Here is a 19,718-nt window from a genome sequence, read left to right on the forward strand (position 1 = left end):
GAGCGCGTGGGCCGTATCCCCGACCCGATAGACCGGATGACCTTTTTCGTAGGAGCGGCGGTAGCTGTGCAGCTGTTCCAGCAGCGGCGGAAGCTTTGCTTCCGGCAGACCCTGGAACAGGCGGCAGTGCATTAATACGGATGCTTCCATATTTCCTCCTGTTTTGTTGTTACAACAACATACGGTGTGCTACCAGTATAGTAAGATAGGAGCATAAAGTCAAGTATGCGCCGGTTTGTCCGGACGCGGAACAGGTTACCTATCAGGAGGAAACGGATATGATACGGAAAATTATTGAAATCAATGAAAAAAAGTGTAACGGCTGCGGCTTGTGCGCCAATGCCTGCCACGAGGGGGCGATCGGCATGGTAAACGGAAAGGCGAAGCTGCTGCGGGACGATTATTGCGACGGCTTGGGCAACTGCCTACCAGTCTGTCCGACAGGAGCGATCACATTTGTCGAGCGAGAGGCCGCTGCCTATGACGAAGCGGCGGTGCAGGAGAACCTGCGCGCGAAAGCTGAGGCGCAACAGCCGCTTGCCTGCGGCTGCCCGGGCAGCCATGCGCGCGCAATCGACCGTCTCGCCGCACCGCAGGCAGACGGCGCGGTTCCGAAGGTTTCCCAGCTCCGCCAGTGGCCGGTGCAGATCAAGCTGGCGCCCGTCAACGCGCCGTATTTCCAGGATGCGCACCTACTGGTAGCGGCGGACTGCACCGCCTACGCATATGCAAATTTCCATCAGGACTTTATCCGGAACAAAATCACGCTGATTGGCTGCCCCAAACTGGACGAGGGCGATTACAGTGAAAAGCTGACCGAGATCATCCGGCAGAACGATATCAAAAGTGTTACGGTGGTGCGCATGGAGGTGCCGTGCTGTGGCGGTATCGAGCATGCGGTGCGCACAGCCCTGCAAAACAGCGGCAAGTTTATGCCGTGGCAGGTGGTCGTGGTATCGACCACGGGCGAGATACTGGACCGGTAAGGCGTTTGCAAATTCACTCCGCTGTGGTACAATAGCTCATGAGAACGGGGCGTTGGATCGCGGAGGGATAAGAGTATGAATACATTGGACGTGGTGCATGATTTTCTGCGGCGGCAGGTGAAGCCGGGCGCGGTCTGTATCGATGCCACGGCGGGCAAGGGGCGCGACACCGCGCTCCTTTGCCGTCTTGCGGGAAAAAACGGGCGGGTGATCGCGTTTGATATCCAGGAGGCTGCGGTCGAGCAGACGCGCGCGCTGCTGGCGGAGCAAGGCTTGACCGCTGAGGTCGTGCAGGACAGTCACGCGCATATGGCGCGCTATGCGGCGCCGGGGACGGTGGACTGCATTGTGTTTAACTTTGGCCGGCTGCCGGGCGGAGATGCAAAAATATTCACCACAGCCGCTTCCTCGCTTCCGGCGATCGACGCGGGGCTGACGCTGCTGCGGCAGGGCGGCGTGATGGCGCTTGCGCTGTATTATGGGAAAGAAAACGGATATGAGGAGAAAAATGCGATTTTATCGCACTTAAAGTCGATAAATGACCGATTGTTCACTGTTCTGGCATGCGATTGGCTCAACCGACGGAACGACCCGCCGCTGCCGATTTTCATATGGAAAGAGTGAGCGGTCTGTGTTACAATAAAGGAAAAGGAGGGATATGATATGCCTTGGTGTCCCAAATGTAAAGCGGAATACAGAGAGGGGTTTACGGAGTGCAGTACCTGCCGGGTGCCGCTGGTGGATACGCTGCCCGAGGAAAATGAGGAAAATAAGAAGCCGGAGGAATTCGTCCTGCCGGATGGCATGGAGAAACCAATCGCGGTTTACACCGCCAAAAACCGGTTGGAAGCGGAAATGGTCTGCGACATGCTGCGCGAAAATGATATTGTTGTACTCCACCGGCCGGCGGCGTTCCGTCAGATACAGGCTTACAGCGGCGCGGACGCGCGCTTCGGGGTAGAGATTGTAGTCGATGCGAGCCAGACCGCCCGCGCGCGTGCGTTGATCGACGAAATGAACCACAGCTTTGCGGAGGCGCCGGTTGATGAGGAAGAGCTGGCCCGTCTGGCCGAGGAGCAGGCGATGCAGGTGCCGGAGCAGCCTATGGAGGATAACGCTTCGTTCAAGCTGCTGCCCGTGGTGGCAGGCGTGATCGCGGTGGCGCTGCTGCTGCTGTATTTGGTTTCCAACCGTATGTAAAGGGGAGAGTGCCTATGCCGTGGTGTCCGAAGTGTAAAGCGGAGTTCCGCGAGGGCTTCAGCGTGTGCAATACCTGTCATGTGCCGCTGATCGACCATATACCGGATGGGACGGAAACGATCGCGGAGCCTGCTCAGCCCGACGAGGCCTGGTTGCGCGAGGATGGGAAACGGACAAAGCTGCTTCGGCTGCTGCGGACGCTGATTATCCTGTTTCTGGCGCTGGCGGTCGTACTGCTGCTCGCGGATAAGGGGATATAAAAAGGGAGTGCGTATCACGCACTCCCTTTTTATATGCTGTTGTTACCGAATATCGTCGAACAGGCCGGTGAAGTCCAGTGTTGCGAAATAATCCCTTGGCGTTTCCGCACGGCGGATCAGCTCAACCGAGCCATCCTCGCGCAACAGCAGCTCGGCGGAGCGCAGCTTGCCGTTGTAGTTATAGCCCATCGAGAAGCCGTGGGCGCCCGTATCGTGGATATACACATAATCGCCGATATCGATACGGGGCAGGTTGCGGTCGATGGCGAACTTGTCATTGTTCTCGCACAGGCCGCCGGTCACATCATAGGTGCGGTCGTGCAGCGCGTCCTCCTTGCCAAGGATGGTGATGTGATGGTAGGCGCCGTACATCGCCGGACGCATCAGATTGGCCGCGCAGGCGTCAAGACCGGCATATTCCTTGTAGGTGTGCTTGTGGTGGATGCAGCGGGCGACCAGCGCGCCGTAAGGTCCGAGAATAAAGCGGCCCATCTCGGTATAGATCGCGATGTCGTCCATACCCGCCGGTGCGAGCACCTCTTCATAAGCGCGGCGCACGCCCTCGCCGATGGCCATGATATCGTTCGGCTCCTGCCACGGCTTGTAGGGGATACCCACGCCGCCGGACAGGTTGATGAACGCGATATGCACGCCGGTTTCCTTGCGGACCTCGACCGCCAGCTTGAACAGGATGCGGGCCAGCGCGGGATAGTATTCGTTTGCCACCGTGTTGGAGGCCAGGAACGCATGGATGCCGAAATGCTTGACGCCCTTGGCCTTCATATACTTGAACGCCTCGATCAGCTGTTCGCGGGTCATTCCGTACTTGGCCTCCTGCGGCGTATCCATGATCTCGTTTTCAAGTACAAAATCGCCGCCCGGATTGAAGCGGCAGGACATGGTTTCCTTCCACTGGCCGACCTTATCGTAATAGTCCAAGTGGGTGATATCGTCAAAGTTGATGATCGCGTCCAAGTCGCTGGCGAGCTTGAAATCCTCGTCCGGCGTCACATTGGAGGAAAACATGATATCGTGGCCGGTGATGCCGCAGGCGCGGCTCAGCTGCAGCTCGGTATAGCTGGAGCAGTCGCAGCCGAAGCCTTCTTCATGAAGGAGCTGGACCAGACGGGGGTTCGGGGTCGCCTTAACGGCAAAATATTCCTTGAAGCTAGGGTTCCATGCGAACGCGGCCTTGACCTTGCGGGCATTCTCGCGGATGGCCTTTTCATCGTAGATGTGGAACGGGGTGGGATGGGTCTTTACGATCTCCTGCACCTGCTCAAGGGTCAAAAAGGGTTTCTTTTCCATTGGTTTTCGCCTTTCCTTTGTTTCTGGGGTTATTCGTCGGTCTGTTTGCCGAGGATGCGCTCGAAGCGGCGGCGCATATCGTCCTCGATGCGCTGGGTTTCGATCTGGTCGACGCCGATGATGCGGCCGTCCTGCACGATAACGACCATGCCTTCTGCGAGCATGGCAGGCGTTTCTGCGCGGGGGAAATTGACCATTTTGTCGTTGATTTCCACGACAACGAAATCGCCTTCAAAGCGGTCGACGATACCGGTCTGTTTCATGCAGCATTCTCCTTGCTTGATGGTAGTGGGTCGAGCGGGAGGACGACCGTGCCGCTTTCCGCTGTGATGCGGACGTCGCCAACACCCGCGAGGGACAGGTTTTCCAGCGTTTGCGGGCTGGGATGGCCGTAATCGTTGTTCACGCCGCACGAAATCACCGCGGTCGAGGGCCGCACCGCGCACAGGAATTCCTCGGAGGAGGAAGTGTTTGCACCGTGATGCCCAACCTTGAGGATCTCGCACGACAAAAGTGGATAATGGTTCAACAGGGAGCGTTCCGCCGCGGCCTCGGCGTCTCCCATCAGGAGAACGCTGCGGCCACCCGCCTGGAACAGCGTGACCAGGGAGCGGTTGTTCAGGTCGCTGTCCGATACATCGTCGTCCGGCCCGAGGAACGTGAGCGACGCACCGGAATCAAACGGCAGGATGTCGCCCCGTTGCGGGACGGTCGGACGGAGGCCGCGCGCCTCCAGCGCGTCGAGCATGCTGCCGTAGGTGGCGGTGTTGGCAGTCTCCCGTCCCATAAAGAAATGTCCGATTGGGAATGCCTCGATCACCCGCGCCATGCCGCCGATATGGTCGGCGTGCGGATGGGTGGCGACCACGGCGTACAGCTCCTGCACGCCAAGCTCCTCTAAATAGCGGACGATGGTATCGCCGCTTTCCGCTGTGCCAGCGTCCACCAGCACGGCCTGGCCACCCGACAGGAGCAGGATGGAATCTCCCTGGCCAACGTCGATAAAATGGACTTCGGTCTCGCCGGTGAGTTCCTGCGGACCGGATAAAAAACCGGGCAGGTAAAGCCAGGCGTCAAGCGCCAACACAAGTGCCGCGCCAATAAACAGGATGCGCCGGAGGATTCGCTTCATTATTCTTCACAGGTGCGGTAGGAATCGAATTTGTCCGTGATCTCTTTGGACGGGGCGGGCGTCGCCAGGCTGACGATGATGATGGCGAGCAGGCCGCAGACAAAGCCGGGTACGATCTCGTACAGTTCGAAAATGCCACCGGACATCTGCGCCCAGAACAGGTCGACCAGGCCGCCGACGATGATACCCGCATACGCGCCGTATTTGTTGGCGCGCCGCCAGAACAGGGAGCAGAGCACGAGCGGGCCGAACGCCGAGCCAAAGCCGGCCCACGCGTATTCGACCAGACCGAGTACCGTGCTGTTCTGGTTGGTCGCGATCAGCACGGCAATCAATGCGACTACCATAACGCAGCCGCGGGAGACCCACATCAGCTCCTTGGCAGAGGCGTTGGGGCGTATTTTGTTGTGGTAAAAGTCCTCGGTGATGGCAGACGCGGTAACAAGGAGCTGGCTATCCGCGGTGGACATGATCGCCGCAAGAATGGCGGACAGGAAGATGCCCGCGATGAACACGGGGAAGATGCGGGTGACCATGTTGATGTAGATGGTCTCCTCATTGCCCGCGGTGACGAGCAGGCCGTCGCCCAGGAACATGCGGCCGGAAACGCCGATCAGTACGGCGGCGGTCAGCGAGATCAGAACCCAGACGGTCGCGATGCGGCGGGACTTTTTGATCGCTTTCGGGGACTCGATACCCATGAAGCGGATCAGAATATGCGGCTGGCCGAAGTAGCCCAGCCCCCACGCGATCAACGAAATGATGCCGATGGCCGTGTAAGGCGTATTGGTCGCGCCATCCACGAACAGGTTCAGGAAATTCGGGTTAAACGAATCGACCTGCGCAAAAAAGTCGGCCGGCCCGCCCAGCGAGCCGATGGCAATCGAGGGTACCGCGATGACGCAGAAGAACATCAGCAGGCCTTGGAAAAAGTCGGTCCAGCACACGGCGAAAAAGCCGCCGGCAAAGGTGTACGAAATAACGACGACCGCGCCGATCAGCAGTGACACCAGATAGGGCATACCGAATACAGATGAAAAAAGCTTGGCGCAGGAGACAAAGCCTGAAGCGGTATAAAACAGGAAAAACACCAGGATGAATATTGCGGCGATCACCGAGATCATGCCGCTTTCATCCTTAAAACGGTTCTTGAAGAACTGCGGCAGCGTGATCGCGTCGTCCGCCACCTTGGTGTACTGGCGCAGCGGCTTTGCGACAAGCAGCCAGTTGAGATAGGTGCCGATAGCAAGGCCGATGGCGATCCAGCCGGCCGAAATGCCGGACAGATAGGCCGCCCCTGGCAGGCCCATCAGCAGCCAGCCCGACATGTCGGAGGCCTGCGCGCTCATCGAGGTGACCCAGGAGCCAAGCTTTCGGCCACCGAGGAAATATTCGCTGGTCGTGCGGTTTTTCCCCATAAAGTACATGCCGATGCAGATCATAAAGATCAGATACACGCCAAACGCGACGAGTGTGATGATGCTGTCAATATTCATGTATAATTACCCTCCCAAAATTCATGTTTTATTATACATGGATTCGCTTTTTTTTGCAAGAATGAGGGTGGGAAATTGCGGTTTTCACAAAAAATAGACAATATAGATAAAAGTGGACCGCAAAAACAGGGGAAGGATTGTTATGAATGACGGATAGGCCGGTTCACAGCTTCATGGCCCGCGCGAGCTTGCTTTCTGGCTCCGGCGTCAGGGAGAGGTAATCGGCAAGGTCGGCGGCAAGCGCATGGAAAACCTCCTCGCTGCCCGCGATCCATTCCAGCTCGATCTCGCACAGGGGGGCGGAGCGCCCGTTATGGTGCAGCATGCCCTCGTCCAGCGCAAGCTCGCAGACCGTGTCCTCCTGCTGGAGCAGGATGGCGCAGCGCCGGAAGTCGACCGTGCAGATCGTTTCCAGGCGCGCGGCGAGTGCCTGCTCGCACAGCGCGCGCGGCGCGCCTTTGTCGGGCAGCGCGGAGAGTCCCTCCGCGACCGTCTGCGCGTCGCACTCGTATTCCTCATGCGCGCGCATGCCGGCGGGAGTGCTGGTGTTGCGCCGCTTCATGCAACATACGCTGCGGTCGTTTTCGCGGCGCAGACGGAGTGCGGCGTCGTTGCGGCGCAGCAGACCGTCCGCCGTATCGAAATACTGCGATTTCATATGGATGGTGCGGCTTTGGCTGCCGATACGGGAGGAGGCCCAGAGCAGCGCCTGTCCCAATACCCATTCGTCCGCCCGCCATTTGTATTCCTTTTCCATTACCGTATCTGTCCGTTTCCATAAATGATAAATTTGGTGGTGGTCAGCGCGGTCAGCCCCATGGGGCCGCGCGCATGCAGCTTTTGCGTGGAAATGCCGATCTCTGCACCGAAGCCGAACTCAAACCCATCGGTAAAACGGGTGGAGGCGTTGACATAGACCGCCGCCGCGTCGACCTCATCCAGAAAACGCTGGGAAGCCTCGTAGTCGCGGGTGACGATGCACTCCGAGTGACCGGTGTTGTAGCGGTTGATATGTGCGATCGCCTCGTCGAGCGAATCAACGACCTTGCAGGAGATCTCATATCCCAGATATTCGCGCCCGTAGTCCTCCTCTGTGGCGGGGAAGACGGCGTCGCCCAGAAGCTCCCTGGTGCGGGGGCAGCCATGGATGGAGACGCCGCTCGGCGCGAGGCCGGCCGCCGCCATGGGCAGGAACCGCGCCGCCGCGTCCTTGTGGACGAGCAGGCTTTCGGCCGCATTGCATACGCTCGGGCGCTGGCATTTGGCGTTGACCAGGATGCGCTGCGCCATCTCTAGGTCGGCGGACGCATCCACATACACGTGGCAGTTGCCGGTTCCGGTCTCAATGACTGGAACGGTCGCGTTCCGGACGACCGACTGGATCAGGCCCGCCCCGCCGCGCGGGATAAGCACGTCGAGCCAGCCGTTCAGCTTCATCATCTGCGTGGCGCTGTCGCGCGAGGTGTCCTCGACCAGGTTGATGGCGCCCTCCGGCAGGCCCTCGCCGGCAAGCGCCGCACGCATGAGACGGGTCAGGCACATGGAGGAGTGGAATGCCTCCTTGCCGCCGCGTAGGATGCACGCCGAGCCGGCCTTGAAGCACAGCGCGGCCGCGTCCACCGTGACATTGGGGCGCGCCTCGTAAATAATGCCGATCACGCCCATAGGTACGCGCTTCTGCCCGATGTTTAGGCCGTTCGGCGTTTTGCGCATCCACAGCACCTCGCCGATGGGGTCGGGCAGGGCTGCGACCTGGCGGCAGCCCTCCGCGATGCCGGCGATGCGTTTTTCGTCCAGCATCAGGCGGTCGATCAGCCCTTCCACGAGGCCGTTTGCGCGGCCGTTTTCGATATCGATGCGGTTGGCGTCGATGATTTCGCGGGTATTCGCAAGCAGCGCGTCCGCTATGGCGAGCAGGCCGCGGTTTTTATCGTTTGTGCCGAGTCTGGCGACCGCGTATTTGGCGCGGCGCGCGTCCGCGGCAATGTCCATCAGTTGTCGCATGGGTTACACCTCGTTTTATCGTTTTATTTCTTTTTGAAAGGGGCGGCCGCCATAACAAGCATCACGATCAAGTATAGGCCGTACAGGATGTAGGTAACGGCGTTGCTCCAAGGGAAAGAGGCTTCGGGATGGTGCAGCGCATAGATGAAAAACGCGGCGGCAGCTATCAGCATAACCAGCGCGATGAGGCGTGATTTTTTCTTTGTCATAACGGGCTTCCTCCCTCGTTATATCCGCTGGGGGTGCTCAGGGGAAAGAGGGGGGCGCCGGCGGCCCCGCGTCAGCACGGCCAGCCGTGCAGATAGGCCTGCAGGCCGAAAAACGAACCGACCGCGATGCCGATCAGAGAAGCGATCAGATACCGGATGCGTGTCTTGGTCATAGTCCTGCAACCTCCCGTGCGAAAAGCGTGCCGACCGGCTTACCGTCGACGATATCGTATAATATACCCTGCTTATCCCCGTTGGCGACCAGCATGGGGATGCCCGCGTCCATGCACAGTTCGGCGGCGGTGATCTTGGTGGCCATGCCGCCCGTGCCGTGCGCCGAGCCGGCGCCGCCCGCCATGCGGCGTATTTTCGCGTCGATCCTGGAAACGTGACGGATCAGCTTGGCCTGCGGGTTTTTGCGCGGGTCGGAATCATACAGCCCGTCGATATCCGAAAAAATAACGAGCAGGTCGGCCTCGCACATACGCGCGACGACCGCGGAAAGCGTGTCGTTGTCGCCAAAGTTTTCAATATGCTTCAGCTCGGCTGTGGCGACCGTGTCGTTCTCGTTGACGATCGGCACCACGCCGGTGCGCATGAGGGCGGTAAAGGTGTTGTGGATGTTTTCACGCTGGTCGTCGTCCACAATGTTTTCGCGCGTGAGCAGGATCTGAGCCACGTTGATGCCGTATTCCAGGAACATTTTGTCGTAAATGTGCATCAGCTCGCACTGGCCGACCGCAGCGGCGGCCTGCTTCATGGCCAGCTCGGTGGGGCGCTCGCTCAAGCCGAGCTTGGCGGCGCCGACGCCGACCGCGCCGGACGACACAAGCACCATTTCAAACCCCTGGTTCTGCAGGTCGCTGATGGTGCGGACGAGCCGCTCGATGCGGCGGATGTTGAGCTTACCGTTTTCATATGTCAGCGTCGAGGTGCCGACCTTGACGACGATGCGCCGGACCTCGTTGATATTAAGCATAAAAGACCTCCGGTTTCCGGCAGGGCGGACAGGGCCGCGCCGCTGGCTTCCTATTATATACATGTTTATTGTAGCACAGCGGGCGGCTTCACACAAGGCAAACAAAAATCTTTTACAAATTGCCGGAAAAACCGGTTCGTAGAAAAATATACCCGCCGGACGGCTATCTTTGCGCATATTTTTTGTTCCAAAAGGTCAATTGTTGTGGTATACTATATTTTATCAAATTATGCCTTTTGAACGATTTTGCGAAAGGAAGGGATCAGTCATGGCAAACCGCGTGACCATCCAGATCGCGGGGCAGCATTATACCATGCTGGCCAACGAGACCGTGGAATATATGAACGAGGTCGCGGAACTGGCGCAGCAGACCATCGCGGAGTGCGGCGGCTCGGCGTCGTTCGCGTCCACACGCGCGCTTGCGCTGGCGACCGTCAACCTCGCGGATGAATATATCAAGGCCAAGACCGCGGCGGAAGCGGCCGAGGCCAAGTGCCGCGCGCTGGAAGCGGAAAACACCGCGCTGCGGCAGCAGGTGAGCCGCAACAGCGCGAACCACCCCGGAAACCGACGCAAATGAACCGGATAGAGCTTCTGGCCCCCGCAGGCTCGCCGGAGGGGGTGCGCGCCGCAGTCCAGTCGGGCGCGGGCGCGGTATACATGGGCTTCGGCACGTTCAACGCGCGCCGGGGCGCGAAGGGCTTTTCGCAGGATGAAATGGCGCAGGCGATCGCCTATTGCCGCGCGCGGGGCGTCAAGACCAATATCACCCTGAATATCCTTGCCGGTGACCGCGAGCTGGACGCGGCGCTGCAGGACGCAAGGTTCCTCTACGAAGCGGGCGCGGACGCGCTGATCGTGCAGGACCTTGGCCTTGCGCGCCTGATTCATGCGCACGCGCCGGATTTCGCGCTGCACGCCTCCACGCAGATGACCGTTCACACGCTGGACGGCGCGCGGGAGGCGCGCGATATCGGCTTTTCGCGCGTGGTGCTCAGCCGCGAATGCACGCGGGACGAGGTGCGCCTGATCACCGAACAGGCGGGGGTGGAAACCGAGGTGTTCGTCCACGGTGCGCTGTGCATGTGCTATTCCGGACAGTGCTACCTGTCTGCGGTGATCGGCCAGCGGTCGGGCAACCGCGGCCTGTGCGCCCAGCCCTGCCGCCTGCCGTATGGCGGCGGCTACCCGCTGTCGCTCAAGGATCTGGCGCTGGCTGGCCATGTGGCCGAGCTGGCGGAGATGGGCGTGTCCTCGCTCAAGATCGAGGGGCGCATGAAGCGGCCGGAGTACACGGCGATCGTCACCGGAATCTATGCCGGCCTGCTGCGTGAGCGGCGCGGGCCCACGCCCGGGGAGCGGGATATCCTGCGGCGGGTGTTTTCGCGCGATGGCTTTACAGACGGGTACTATACCGGCAAAAAGGGCGACGGGATGTTCGGCACCAAGACCGACGTGCCGCTGCAGGAGGTTCAGTCCCTGTACGACGAGGCGGCGCGCCGCTTTGCAGAGGGGAAGGAGGCGCCGCTCGTTCCGGTGTCGCTTTGCTTTACCGCGCGGGTGGATACCGGCGCGGTGCTGAGCGCGGACGGGGTTTCCGCCGCGGCGCCGGCCGAGCGGGCGGTCAACCGTCCGACCACGCCGGAGATGGTGGAAAAGTCCTTGCGGAAAACCGGCGGGACGCCGTTTTATGTCAAAAACCTGCGCATCGAGCTGGAGGACGGGCTGGCCGTGCCGGCGTCCGTGATGAACGGGATGCGGCGCGACGCGCTTGCGCTGCTGCTTGCCAAGCGCGGTACGCCGCCCGCCCGCGACTGGCTGGAAGGGCCTCTGCTACGGCGGGACGAGGAATGCGCGTCGCGCGAAGGCTTCCGCGGCTTTACCGCGTCCGTGCGCACCAAGGCGCAGGCGGCGGCGCTCCGCGGCCTTGGACTGGAAACCGTTTACGCGCCGGTCGGCGTGGCGGCCGAGACTGGCCTGCCCGCCGTGCTGCCTCGCGTGTTTTCGGACGCGGAGCAGCCCGAACTGGAGATGCTGCTCGGCGAGGCGATGAGCCGCGGCACCCGCACGGTGCTGGTGGGCAACATCGGGCAGGTCGCGCTTGCGCGGCGCATGGGGTTCACGATACACGGCGATTTCGGCCTGAACGCCTATAACAGCAAAACGCTGCACGCGCTCGCGGAAATGGGCGTGACGCGGCAGACGCTTTCGTTTGAGGTGCGTCTGGCGCAGGCGCGCGATATGGAAGGGCCGCTCGAAACCGAGCTGATAGTTTATGGATATCTGCCGCTGATGATCTTCGAAAACTGTGCGATCCGCCGGCAGCACGGCGGCCGCTGCGCCTGTCGGGAGGGTACGACCTGTTTGACAGACCGGAGAAAGGCGCGCTTTGCGCTGCTGCCCGAATACGGCTGCCGCAACACGCTGCTCAACAGTCGCCCGCTGTACCTGCGCGCGGCGTATGAGCGCTTGGGCGTGCAGACCGCGCGGCTGCTGTTCACGACGGAGCCGCCGGAGGAATGCGCGCGCATCGCGCGGGCGTTCCTGGACGGGACGCCGCTGGACGGGGATTTCACCAACGGCCTGTACAAAAGAGGAGTCGAATAATGCGGATTATACTGGCGTCCGCCTCGCCGCGCAGGCGGGAGCTGCTGGCGCTGATTACGAAGGAATTTACCGTCTATCCGGTGGATGCGGACGAGACGCTGCGCCCGGGCGCGCCGCTCGACGCGGAGGTCGTGCGCCTGTCCCGCCTCAAGGCGGAGGCGGCGCGGCGTATGCATCCGGACGCGGTGTGCATCGGGTCGGACACGATGGTGACCATTGACGGCCTGCCACTCGGCAAGCCGGCGGACGTGCGGCAGGCGGCCGACATGCTGCGCCATCTGCGCGGGCGCACGCACGAGGTGCTGACCGGCCTTGCGGTGCTGCCACCGGACGGCGCGGCGCGCACGCTTTGCACCCGCACGCGCGTTACTTTCCGCGATTTTGCGGAGGACGAGCTGGCTGCCTATCTCGCCACGGGCGAGCCGCTGGACAAGGCGGGCGCCTACGGCATCCAGGGCCGCGGCGCGCTGCTGGTGGCGGGGATCGAGGGCGATTATTACAGCGTCATGGGGCTGCCGGTCGCGCCGCTTTACGAGGTACTGCGCGGGCTGGGCGCGCTCCGCGCCGGATAGGGACGCGCGTCCGGAAAAGTGGGCGCGCAAACAGGGGTTGCGCAGTTGGGGGCTTTGTCCGCGCGGTACGCGGCACGGCCCTTTCGTTTGGAACAGGGGTTCCGGACGGGAGATATCAGAAAGGAAGTTTGATTTTTGCGAAGAAGAAACAGACTGGGCTCGCGTTTTTTCATCGGCGTCGCCGTGGTGATCGTGCTGTGCATCCTTTCCGCACTGTACAGCGGCGTGACCGGAAATCCGTCGCCCGTGACGACCGCAGTGGGGATCGTCGCCACACCGATCCAGAAGCTTGCGACCGGTGTGAGCGGCTTTTTCGGTAAAGGGCTGAGCTATTTTACCGAATTCGACGCGCTCAAGGCGGAGAATGAGGAGCTGCACCGACAGATCCGTGAGATGGAGCAGACCGTGCGCGACGCGCAGCTTGCAATAGAGGAGAACAACCGCCTGCGCGCGCAGGCGGGCCAGCCCGAACGCGCGCGCGAACTGACCACGCTCAACGCGGAGGTCATCGCCCGCAACCCGGGCGACTGGGCGACCGTGCTGACGCTCGACAAGGGTTCGTCGCACGGGGTAGAGGTCAATGACGCGGTCATCACCGAGGATGGGCTGGTCGGCTATGTCAGCGCGGTCGCACCCAACTACAGCACGATCACGACCGTCGTCGATATCGAGATGCAGTGCGGCGCGCTGATCACCCGCACGCGCGACAGCGCGATTGCGGAAGGAAGCTACGACCTGATGGCGGAAGGCAGCCTGCGCCTGTCCTACCTGACAGAGGACGCCAGCATCGTGATCGGCGATACGGTGGAGACCTCGGGTGCGGGCGGCGTGTTCCCCAAGGGCGTGATGATCGGCACGGTCGAGAGCGTCCTGCCGGAGGAAAACGGCATCTCGTATTACGCGGTCCTCAAGCCGTTCGTCGATGTGGAAACGGTGACGAACGTGTCCGTCGTGACCGCCTTTACGGATACTACGGAGTGAGCTTATGCAGAGAGAACAGTTATCCATCCCGAAGATGATCCTGTACATTTTGTTCGCGCTGGTGTTTTATGCGCTGCAGTCCAGCCTGTTCGGGGCGTGGTCGATCCGAGGTTACCACCTCGATCTGCTGCCCGCGTTCGTCGCGGCCGCCGCGCTGCTGGACGGGCCGGTGGAGGGCGTTATTATGGGCGTTGTGGTCGGGCTGCTGTACGACCTGGGCTTTACCGGCATCGACGGGCTGTACCCCATCTTTTTCATGCTGTTCGGCATGGTTGCGGGCGCGATGAGCCGGCTGACGCTCAGCCGGAACTATGTGTCCATGCTGATGCTCAACGCGGTCGAGATGGTCGTGATCGACCTGCTGCGGTATTTCTGCTACCTGCTGCCGCAGAAAGGCGCGCCGTTCGGGCTTGTGCTGCAGCAGACGGTCGGCGGCACGTTGCTCGCCAGCCTGCTGTGCTTTGCGGTATACGTCCCGATGGCCAAGATAAGCCGGAAATTTTCCGCGCGCTGACCCCTGCCAGAAAAGAGGAATCCCATGGTGAACAAAAATCAACTGCTGCGCCGGCTGGCGGCGCTGGCCTGCCTGCTGCTGCTCTGTGCAGGGTTGGCCGGCGGGCAGCTCGTGCAGCTGCAGCTTGTGAACGGCGAGGATTACGTCCGCCAGTCGGCGTACTGGCTGACGACCACCTCGACGGTTTCCGCCGCGCGCGGCGAGATACTCGACCGGTACGGCCGGCCGATGGTGACGAACAAAACCGAGTTTTCGCTGGTACTGGTCTATTCGGCCTGGGAGCAGGAGGGGCAGGCGGCGCGCCTGCTCGATCTGGCGGCGCGGGTCAAGGCGGACGCGGCGGCCGCCGCGGCAAACACGGCGCAGAACGGGGACGGGGACGATACGGACACGGAGAACGGCGCCGCCGCTGCGGCAGAGAGTACGGCCGAGCTGAACGATATTCTGCCCATCAGCGATACCGCCCCATACGCCTATACCACGGATGCGGCGACCAGCGATGGCGCCAGACTTTCCAAATATATCAAGGACAGTGCGGACACGCTTAGCCTGACCGCGGTCCAGCAGGCGATCGCGGACGCGAAAGCGCGTCAGGAGCAGAACCCGCGCACGGATGAGGAAACCGGCGAGGTGATCGACGAGGTGAACGCGCTGGATGCGACCACGCTGGTTTCCGCCGCGGACTTCCTTAGCGCGATGAGGGACTATCTGGACCGCAACTGGGGGCTTCCGGAAACGATGACGGACGCGGATACCCGCACGCTGGTCGGCTTGTATTATACCATGCGGCAGAACGGCTTTGACAACCGCACGAATTTCACATTTGCAACCGGCATATCGATCGACCTGATCGCATATATCAAGGAGCACCATCAGGATTACGCCGGAGTTGAGGTGGAAAGCCAGGCCGTGCGGCAGTATGATACGGAATACGCCGCGCACCTGCTCGGCCGCGCGGCTACGATGTGGGCCGAGGAGTGGAGCGGCGATGCATACGGCGGTCCGTATCAGGGCAAGGCCGGCTATAAGATGAACGATATCACCGGAAAGACCGGCCTGGAGCTGGCGCTTGAGCCGTACCTGCACGGCACGGCAGGCTCCAGCACGGTGCAGACCGATCTGGGCGGTCAAGCGGTCAACGAGCAGGCAAGCTCCTATGCCGCGCCCCAGCCGGGCGATAACGTGGTCACGACGATCGACCTCGACCTGCAGGCCGCGGCCGAGGAGTCTCTTGCGGAAAACCTTGCGCAGTATGGGCGGGGCGGGGCGGCGGTCGCGATCGACCCCAATTCGGGCGAGGTGCTTGCGATGGCCTCCTATCCGACCTACAGCCTGGAAAACTATGTGGAGGAGGCGGAGGCGCGGAACGAGGACGCCCGCTCGCCGGAATTCAACCGCGCGACTTTGGGCGTATACGAACCCGGCTCCACCTTTAAGGTACTCAGCGCGATCGCGGCGCTGGAAGAGGGTATCATTGACGCGAACACCACGATCACCTGCACGGGCGAGTTCGAATACGGCGGGCAGACGTTCCACTGCAACAACCATTCCCAGCCCATGACGCTCGACGTGACGCAGGCGATTAAATATTCCTGCAACACATTCTTCTATACTGTGGGACGGGAGCTGACCGGCAAGCGGCTCGAACGATGGGACGCCAAGTTTGGCCTGGGCATGCTGACCGGAATAGAGGTGGACGAGGCGGCGGGCCGCGCGGCCGGACCGACCTACCGTGAGCAGATGGTCGCGGCCGACCCGACGCTGCAGGACTGGCTCGGCGGCGACGACGTGCAGGCCGCGATCGGCCAGTCGGACAACGGCTTCACGCCGCTGCAGCTTGCCAATTATATCGCGGCCGTGGTCAACGGCGGCACGCTGTATCGGCCCACTTTGGTCAAAAGTGTCAAGAGCTATGACTACTCCGAGGTGGTCAAGAGCGAAACTGCGGAAGTCAAAAATACAATCGAGATGTCTGATACGACGGTTGATTTGGTCATGACCGGCATGAGCGAGGTAACCGACGAGGGCGGCACTGCGGGCAGCGTGTTCGCGGACTACCCGATCAAGGTTGGCGGCAAGACCGGTACGGCTGAGGCTATTGAAAACGGGATAAAATTCGACAACGGCCTGTTTATCGCCTTCGCCCCGTTCGACGATCCCGAAATCGTGATCTGCGTCGTGGGTGAGGGCGCGGAGCACGGCTCATCGGTAACGCCGATCGTGCGCGATATGCTGGATACCTACTTCCAGACAGGCGACGTGGATACGGTGAAATCCGTGCAGCAGGAAAATGTGATCGTACCTTGATAAAATCCTGTATAAAAAAGCGGAAGCGTGACAAAAAATTTGCATAAACGCTTGTAAATTCGACATGTGTGGTTTATAATGTCAATATAGTTTTATCATTTCGGAGGCGGTAGATTGAAGGTCATTCTGGTTGCGTCCGGCAAGGGCGGCACGGGAAAAACCTCCTTTACGGCAGGTGTGGGCGCGGCGCTGTCGCAGCGCGGCCACCGCGTGCTCCTGATCGACGGCGACTGCGGCCTCCGCAATCTGGATATCGTGCTCGGCATGTCGGACAGGGTGGTGTATTCTTTTGCCGATGTGGCGGGCGGCGCGGTGCCGCTGGAAACCGCGATGGCGCGGCATCCGGACTATGAAGCGCTATACTTACTGACCGCGCCCGTGGCTTTGCCCGCGCTCAGCGAGCGCGGCATGGAGCAGCTCGCCGTGCAGGCGGAGGAGGCGGGAATCGAGTACCTCCTCATCGACGGGCCTGCGGGGCTGCCCGCCGAGTTGTCGTGGCTGGCGCACATCTCTACGCAGGCAGTCGTCGTAACCTCGACCGACCGCGCCTGCATTCGCGGTGCGGAACGGTGCGCGCGCAAGCTGGAGGAAGAATACTGCATCGCGCGGATCCGGATGGTCCTTAACCGCATCCGGCCGCAGTTGATCTGCCGCGGCAAGGCGGGCAATATCGACGACGCGATGGACGAAGCAGGCTTACCGCTGCTGGGGGTCGTTCCGGAGGACGAGGACCTGATCTCCTGCGGCAATAGTGGAAAAAGCATTTTTGCGGTCAAGCACACCGGCGCGGCGCGCGCTTTCCAAAACATCGCGCGGCGGCTGGACGGAGAACGCGTTCCACTGATAAAAATCTGAACCGAGTGGAAGAGTAGCTTAGGAAGGAAAGGGGATGTCCTTGAAATGAATATTGCATTAATCGCGCACGACCGCAAAAAGGAATTGATGGTACAGTTCTGCATGGCGTATTGCGGCGTCCTGGCAAAACATAATATCTGCGCAACCGGCACGACGGGAAAATTCGTCGAAGAAGCGACCGGACTGAAAATAGACAAGTGCCTTGCGGGCATGCAGGGTGGCGAGGAGCAGATCTCCGCGCGCGTTGCTTACAATGAGATCGACCTTGTCCTGTTCTTCCGCGATCCGATGTCCAATTCGCAGTACGAGCCGGACCTCCATGCGATCGCGCGGCTGTGCGATATGCATAATATCCCGATCGCGACCAATTCGGCAACGGCTGAAATGCTCATCCTCGGCTTGGACCGCGGCGATCTGGACTGGCGAAATATCGTAAATCCGAAAAACAGTTCGAGAAAATAACAATAGGACACAACTGCACCGGATGGGCCTGCGCCCGTTCGGTGCATCCGTCTGTCTTGAGGAGAATCAAAACGCTATGGAAAAAGTGAAACCGAGAACCCTGTCCGGCTTTATGGAACTGCTGCCCGCGCCGCAGGTGCAGATGGAGCGCATCATGCAGGTGCTGCGCGAAACCTATGCACTGTACGGCTTTTATCCGCTGGACACCCCGCTGATCGAGTCCTCCGAGGTGCTGCTGGCCAAGGGAGGCGGCGAAACCGAGAAGCAGATCTACCGCTTCACCAAGGGCGACAGCGACCTGTCCCTACGCTTCGACCTGACCGTGCCGCTGGCGAAATACGTCGCCCAGCATTACGGCGAACTGACGTTCCCGTTCCGCCGCTTCCAGATCGGTAAGGTTTACCGCGGCGAGCGCGCGCAGCGCGGCCGCTTCCGCGAGTTCTATCAGGCGGATATCGACGTGATCGGCGACGGCAAGCTGGATATCATCAACGAGGCCGAGGTGCCGAGCATTATCTACAAGACCTTTACCGCGCTGGGACTCGAGCGCTTCAAAATCCGCATCAACAACCGCAAGGTATTGAACGGCTTTTTCGCCATCCTCGGCCTGACCGACAAGGCGGGTGACGTGATGCGCACAATTGACAAGCTGGAAAAGATCGGCGCGGAAAGGGTGAAGGCCATCCTGGTGGACGACTTCGGCGTGGCCGCCGAAACCGCAGACGAACTGCTGGCGTTCATCGCCACCCCGGGCGGCACGGCGGGCATCCTCGCCGCGCTCGAGGGCTACAAGGGCAAAAACGAGGTGTTCGACCAGGGCGCGGACGAGCTGAAAACCGTCGCGCGGTACATGCAGGCTTTCGGCGTGCCGGACGACCACTTTGAGATCGACCTGACCATCGCGCGCGGGCTGGATTACTACACCGGCACGGTGTACGAGACTGCGATGCTCGACCATCCGGAGATCGGCTCGATCTGCTCGGGCGGCCGGTACGACAACCTCGCGGAATACTATACGGACAAGCAGCTGCCGGGCGTGGGCATCTCGATTGGCCTGACGCGCCTGTTCTATGTGCTGGGCGAGCAGGGCTACCTGAACGACAAGATGAACCGCGCGCCCGCGGACGTGCTCATCCTGCCCATGACTGACGACATGGGCGCGGCGATCGCGCTGGCGACCAGCCTGCGCGGCGCGGGTATCCGCACCCAGCTTTACAGCGAGCAGAAAAAGTTCAAGCACAAGATCGGCTACGCGGACAAGCTCGGCATCCCCTATGTGATATTCCACGGGGAGGACGAGATCAGGGAGGGTGTTGTCGCGGTCAAGGATATGGAGACCGGCGAGCAGGTCAAGGTATCGCTGAAGGAGGCGGTCGTCCGCATCCAAGCGGGACTGGCCGCGAAAAACCAGGGCAAAGTCATTTGTGACAGGGTATAAATCATGCGGCCGGCCTATACGCTGATCGCCTGCATCACGGGGATGGCGCTTGCCTTTGTGGAAGGTCAATGGGTCGTGTTCGTGCCGTTGCTGCTGGTCGGCTTGGGACAGGCGGTTTCGCTGGTGCGACAGGTCCGTGCGCAGGACAGGCAGGATGACGGGGAGGACGAACGGTGAAACAACTGGTTTGGGGCTGTGCGCAGATGCTGCTGGGCATGCAGACCGTGTTGCTCGGCGTACTGCTTTACTGGATGCCGCACACAGCGGACATGGGCGAGAGCCTGTCGCTTGCTTTGGTGCTCATCAGCATTTTCCTTCTGATTTGCGGGATTGTCACTATGATTGCAGGCTACTGGAATCATGTGTGTCCCTCGCTGCATACGAAAGACGATAACAAATAACATTTGA

The 19,718-nt window shown here is 60.9% G+C and carries 23 protein-coding genes; 15 read left to right on the forward strand and 8 right to left on the reverse strand.

From position 1 onward, the window contains the following. The first annotated feature begins 278 nt into the window (after positions 1–278). The 4 genes from OCV66_RS06070 to OCV66_RS06085 all read left to right on the forward strand — a co-directional run bounded on the left by OCV66_RS06070 (position 279) and on the right by OCV66_RS06085 (position 2,446). Positions 279–986, forward strand: a complete 708-nt coding sequence (locus tag OCV66_RS06070; RefSeq protein ID WP_054326824.1) for a 4Fe-4S binding protein — start codon at positions 279–281, stop codon at positions 984–986. A gap of 75 nt (positions 987–1,061) precedes the next feature. Beyond that, on the forward strand, positions 1,062–1,610 hold the full coding sequence (locus tag OCV66_RS06075; protein ID WP_054326825.1) for a class I SAM-dependent methyltransferase: 549 nt from the start codon (positions 1,062–1,064) through the stop codon (positions 1,608–1,610). 39 nt (positions 1,611–1,649) lie between these two features. After that, entirely contained in the window at positions 1,650–2,186 is a 537-nt protein-coding gene (locus tag OCV66_RS06080; RefSeq protein ID WP_054326826.1) for a putative signal transducing protein, read from the forward strand. Between the two features lie 14 nt (positions 2,187–2,200). Continuing rightward, a complete protein-coding gene (locus tag OCV66_RS06085; RefSeq protein ID WP_054326827.1) occupies positions 2,201–2,446 on the forward strand; it encodes a hypothetical protein in 246 nt (81 codons plus the stop codon). A gap of 42 nt (positions 2,447–2,488) precedes the next feature. On the opposite strand, the gene OCV66_RS06090 is transcribed toward OCV66_RS06085, so the two are convergent. The 8 genes from OCV66_RS06090 to proB form a co-directional block, all read right to left on the reverse strand. Continuing rightward, a complete protein-coding gene (locus OCV66_RS06090; RefSeq protein WP_054326828.1) occupies positions 2,489–3,754 on the reverse strand; it encodes a diaminopimelate decarboxylase in 1,266 nt (421 codons plus the stop codon). A 29-nt stretch (positions 3,755–3,783) separates the two neighbouring features. Beyond that, complete coding sequence (locus tag OCV66_RS06095) at positions 3,784–4,017, reverse strand: DUF3006 domain-containing protein (RefSeq protein WP_054326829.1); 234 nt, start codon at positions 4,015–4,017, stop codon at positions 3,784–3,786. Further along, a complete protein-coding gene (locus OCV66_RS06100; protein WP_147573958.1) occupies positions 4,014–4,886 on the reverse strand; it encodes a ComEC/Rec2 family competence protein in 873 nt (290 codons plus the stop codon). Before OCV66_RS06100 ends, OCV66_RS06095 begins: the two co-directional genes overlap by 4 nt. Then, entirely contained in the window at positions 4,886–6,382 is a 1,497-nt protein-coding gene (gene putP, locus OCV66_RS06105; RefSeq protein WP_107630872.1) for a sodium/proline symporter PutP, read from the reverse strand. Before putP ends, OCV66_RS06100 begins: the two co-directional genes overlap by 1 nt. 163 nt (positions 6,383–6,545) lie before the next feature. Next, positions 6,546–7,139, reverse strand: a complete 594-nt coding sequence (locus tag OCV66_RS06110; RefSeq protein ID WP_054326831.1) for a CYTH domain-containing protein — start codon at positions 7,137–7,139, stop codon at positions 6,546–6,548. Then, positions 7,139–8,386 (reverse strand): glutamate-5-semialdehyde dehydrogenase, encoded by a 1,248-nt coding sequence (locus OCV66_RS06115; RefSeq protein WP_054326832.1) that lies wholly within the window; start codon positions 8,384–8,386, stop codon positions 7,139–7,141. Before OCV66_RS06115 ends, OCV66_RS06110 begins: the two co-directional genes overlap by 1 nt. Positions 8,387–8,409: 23 nt before the next feature. Then, positions 8,410–8,595, reverse strand: coding sequence for a hypothetical protein (locus OCV66_RS06120; protein WP_054326833.1), 186 nt, complete (start codon positions 8,593–8,595; stop codon positions 8,410–8,412). Between the two features lie 169 nt (positions 8,596–8,764). Next, positions 8,765–9,574: a glutamate 5-kinase gene (proB, locus tag OCV66_RS06125; protein WP_054326834.1), complete on the reverse strand. Its 810-nt coding sequence runs from the start codon at positions 9,572–9,574 to the stop codon at positions 8,765–8,767. Between the two features lie 268 nt (positions 9,575–9,842). On the opposite strand from proB, the gene OCV66_RS06130 reads away from it, so the two are divergent. From OCV66_RS06130 to OCV66_RS06180, 11 genes are all read left to right on the forward strand, one after another. Further along, on the forward strand, positions 9,843–10,154 hold the full coding sequence (locus tag OCV66_RS06130; RefSeq protein ID WP_054326835.1) for a cell division protein ZapA: 312 nt from the start codon (positions 9,843–9,845) through the stop codon (positions 10,152–10,154). Continuing rightward, positions 10,151–12,181 (forward strand): U32 family peptidase, encoded by a 2,031-nt coding sequence (locus OCV66_RS06135; RefSeq protein WP_147573959.1) that lies wholly within the window; start codon positions 10,151–10,153, stop codon positions 12,179–12,181. Before OCV66_RS06130 ends, OCV66_RS06135 begins: the two co-directional genes overlap by 4 nt. Next, positions 12,181–12,753: a Maf family protein gene (locus OCV66_RS06140; protein ID WP_147573960.1), complete on the forward strand. Its 573-nt coding sequence runs from the start codon at positions 12,181–12,183 to the stop codon at positions 12,751–12,753. The genes OCV66_RS06135 and OCV66_RS06140 overlap by 1 nt, the downstream gene beginning before the upstream one ends. Positions 12,754–12,888: 135 nt before the next feature. Continuing rightward, positions 12,889–13,734, forward strand: a complete 846-nt coding sequence (gene mreC / locus OCV66_RS06145; protein WP_107630868.1) for a rod shape-determining protein MreC — start codon at positions 12,889–12,891, stop codon at positions 13,732–13,734. Between the two features lie 4 nt (positions 13,735–13,738). Next, a complete protein-coding gene (mreD, locus tag OCV66_RS06150) occupies positions 13,739–14,248 on the forward strand; it encodes a rod shape-determining protein MreD (RefSeq protein WP_054326838.1) in 510 nt (169 codons plus the stop codon). A 24-nt stretch (positions 14,249–14,272) separates the two neighbouring features. After that, on the forward strand, positions 14,273–16,555 hold the full coding sequence (locus OCV66_RS06155) for a penicillin-binding transpeptidase domain-containing protein (RefSeq protein ID WP_054326839.1): 2,283 nt from the start codon (positions 14,273–14,275) through the stop codon (positions 16,553–16,555). 114 nt (positions 16,556–16,669) lie between these two features. Continuing rightward, positions 16,670–17,410 carry a nucleotide-binding protein gene (locus tag OCV66_RS06160; protein WP_107630865.1) on the forward strand — a complete coding sequence of 247 codons (741 nt, stop codon included), beginning with the start codon at positions 16,670–16,672 and terminating at the stop codon, positions 17,408–17,410. Between the two features lie 45 nt (positions 17,411–17,455). After that, positions 17,456–17,872 (forward strand): methylglyoxal synthase, encoded by a 417-nt coding sequence (locus OCV66_RS06165; RefSeq protein WP_054326841.1) that lies wholly within the window; start codon positions 17,456–17,458, stop codon positions 17,870–17,872. 76 nt (positions 17,873–17,948) lie between these two features. Then, positions 17,949–19,310: a histidine--tRNA ligase gene (hisS, locus tag OCV66_RS06170; protein WP_054326842.1), complete on the forward strand. Its 1,362-nt coding sequence runs from the start codon at positions 17,949–17,951 to the stop codon at positions 19,308–19,310. Positions 19,311–19,313: 3 nt separating this feature from the next. Continuing rightward, a complete protein-coding gene (locus OCV66_RS06175; RefSeq protein WP_153802379.1) occupies positions 19,314–19,487 on the forward strand; it encodes a hypothetical protein in 174 nt (57 codons plus the stop codon). Beyond that, positions 19,484–19,711 carry a hypothetical protein gene (locus OCV66_RS06180; RefSeq protein ID WP_054326843.1) on the forward strand — a complete coding sequence of 76 codons (228 nt, stop codon included), beginning with the start codon at positions 19,484–19,486 and terminating at the stop codon, positions 19,709–19,711. Before OCV66_RS06175 ends, OCV66_RS06180 begins: the two co-directional genes overlap by 4 nt. Positions 19,712–19,718: the final 7 nt, after the last annotated feature.

The sequence above is a fragment of the Agathobaculum ammoniilyticum genome (assembly GCF_025567315.1).
Taxonomy (GTDB): domain Bacteria; phylum Bacillota; class Clostridia; order Oscillospirales; family Butyricicoccaceae; genus Agathobaculum; species Agathobaculum ammoniilyticum.